Raw genomic sequence first — 2,512 nt, forward strand, 5'->3', positions numbered from 1 at the left:
ACCAAGAAGTAATTTGGCGCGGTAACGGTGCAACGGCGGAACAAGTTGACCAAGCCGTTGCTGCAGCGCGTGCTGCGTTCGTCGAATGGAAAAAGCGTCCATTCGCTGAACGCGAAGCAATTGTGTTGGCTTTTGCTGAAAAAGTGAAAGAAAACAGTGAAAAAATTGCCGAAGTGATCGCGAAAGAAACGGGTAAACCAATTTGGGAAACGCGCACAGAAGCGGCTGCAATGGCTGGAAAAATCGCTATTTCTATTCGTGCCTACCATGACCGTACTGGTGAAGCGACTCGCGAAGCTGCGGGCAACCAGATTGTATTGCGACATCGCCCTCTTGGCGTAATGGCGGTGTTTGGGCCATATAACTTCCCTGGTCACTTACCGAATGGCCACATTGTTCCTGCCTTGCTAGCGGGGAACACAGTTGTGTTCAAACCATCTGAGCAAACGCCTTGGACTGGCGAGCTAGCTATGAAATTGTGGGAAGACGCGGGTTTACCAAAAGGCGTGATCAACCTTGTTCAAGGTGCGAAGGAAACCGGTATTGCGCTGGCTGATGCGAAAGGTATTGATGGCATTCTGTTTACGGGCAGTGCGAACACGGGTCACATTCTGCATCGTCAGTTTGCAGGTCAACCAGGCAAGATGTTAGCGCTAGAAATGGGTGGCAACAACCCGATGGTCATCTCTGATAACTACGGTGATTTGGATGCAACGGTGTACACCATCATCCAATCGGCATTCATCAGTGCTGGTCAACGTTGTACTTGTGCTCGTCGTCTATACGTGCCGTTTGGTGAGAAAGGGGATGCTCTGATCACTAAGCTGGTGGAAGCGACGAAAAACATTCGCATGGATCAACCATTCGCAGAACCTGCGCCATTTATGGGCCCACAAATCTCTGTGGCTGCGGCGAAGTTCATACTTGATGCGCAAGCAAACCTGCAATCTCTAGGCGGTGAAAGCTTAATTGAAGCGAAAGCAGGAGAGGCGGCGTTTGTTTCTCCAGGCATCATCGATGTGACTAACATTGCTGAGTTGCCAGACGAAGAATACTTCGGACCGCTGCTGCAAGTCGTGCGCTATGAAGGTTTGGGTAAAGCCGTAGAGCTGGCGAATGACACGCGCTTTGGCCTGTCGGCAGGTCTTGTATCAACAGACGATCAAGAATGGGAATACTTTGTTGACCACATTCGCGCAGGCATCGTAAACCGCAACCGTCAATTGACGGGCGCAAGTGGTGACGCCCCATTTGGTGGCCCTGGTGCATCAGGCAACCTTCGTCCAAGCGCCTACTACGCGGCGGATTACTGTGCTTACCCTATGGCATCTATGGAAGGGCAGGAGACGGAATTACCTGCGACATTGAGCCCAGGCGTGACGCTTTAAGTTTCAATAACAGGGTCACGACCATGCATCGTGGCCCAATGTGCTGACGCATCATTTAGGTTTGGGTAGTACGCGTTGGCATTACACGGCAAGTGAGCACAGACTCAAAAAGCGTGTTTGACTGACTGACATTTACCGTCACAGGTTGATGGTTGCTCGTTCATTATTCTGGACAGCTTTTGGGCTGTGAACGAGCGACCACACTCTTATCTTAATCCTACATCTCGTAACAAGGAGTCGTTATGACGCCCGATGTGTTATTTGAATCGCTATGGCAAGACTACATCCAACGTCTTTGTCCTTCTGCTGCTAAGGTGCATCAACTTCTACAAGAAGATGAGCCTCTGATTAATGATCATATTGCTTTACGCACTTTCAATGTTGAACCGCTAGGTATCGAGACATTGGCGAAACCGTTTTTAGCTGCTGGCTATAAAGCGTGTGGGGACTACGTATTTGAGAGCAAAAAACTGGTCGCAAAACACTATGAGCACCCAGATCCGAAGCAGCCTAAAGTCTTCATCAGTGAGCTGAAAGTCGAAGAGTGTTCGCCAGAGCTGCAGGCTATTGTGGCGAAACTGGTTGCGCAAGTGGATGCTGACAAACTGTCGGGCAGTGCATTTCTGCATGGCGGTCGCTTATGGGATCTAAGCTTTGCTGATTACCAAACGTTGGCTAAAGAGAGCGAGTATGCGTCTTGGCTGGCCGCGCACGGTTATGGTGCTAATCATTTTACGGTGAGTGTGAATCAGCTGAATCAACACGATGAAGTCAAACAGGTTAACGACCATCTTCGTCAAGCAGGGTTTGTGATCAATGAGTCGGGCGGTGAGGTGAAAGGCTCGCCGGAAGTGCTGCTTGAGCAATCGTCGACGATGGCAGACAAAGTGCCAGTGACCTTCGAAGAAGGTTCGGAAATTATTCCAGGTGGCTTTTACGAGTTTGCTAAACGTTACCCAATGGAGAATGGCGAGTTGTACCCAGGATTTGTTGCAGCATCAGCAGACAAAATTTTTGAAAGTACTAATGGCTAAACGCCATGGAATACCTCGGGCTAACGTTGTTGTTTGTTAGCCTCTTGCGACCTAGGGTTTGACTGAGTTGCAAGGTAAATAACAAAGTAA

The 2,512-nt window shown here is 49.4% G+C and carries 2 protein-coding genes; both read left to right on the forward strand.

The features are described 5' to 3' along the window. A partial coding sequence (gene astD, locus R7P67_RS23095; RefSeq protein WP_318086108.1) for a succinylglutamate-semialdehyde dehydrogenase occupies positions 1–1,388 on the forward strand: 1,388 nt, incomplete at its 5' end. Between the two features lie 242 nt (positions 1,389–1,630). Further along, positions 1,631–2,422, forward strand: a complete 792-nt coding sequence (locus tag R7P67_RS23100) for a DUF1338 domain-containing protein (protein ID WP_318086109.1) — start codon at positions 1,631–1,633, stop codon at positions 2,420–2,422. Positions 2,423–2,512: the final 90 nt, after the last annotated feature.

It is taken from the genome of Vibrio sp. Vb0937 (assembly GCF_033338855.1).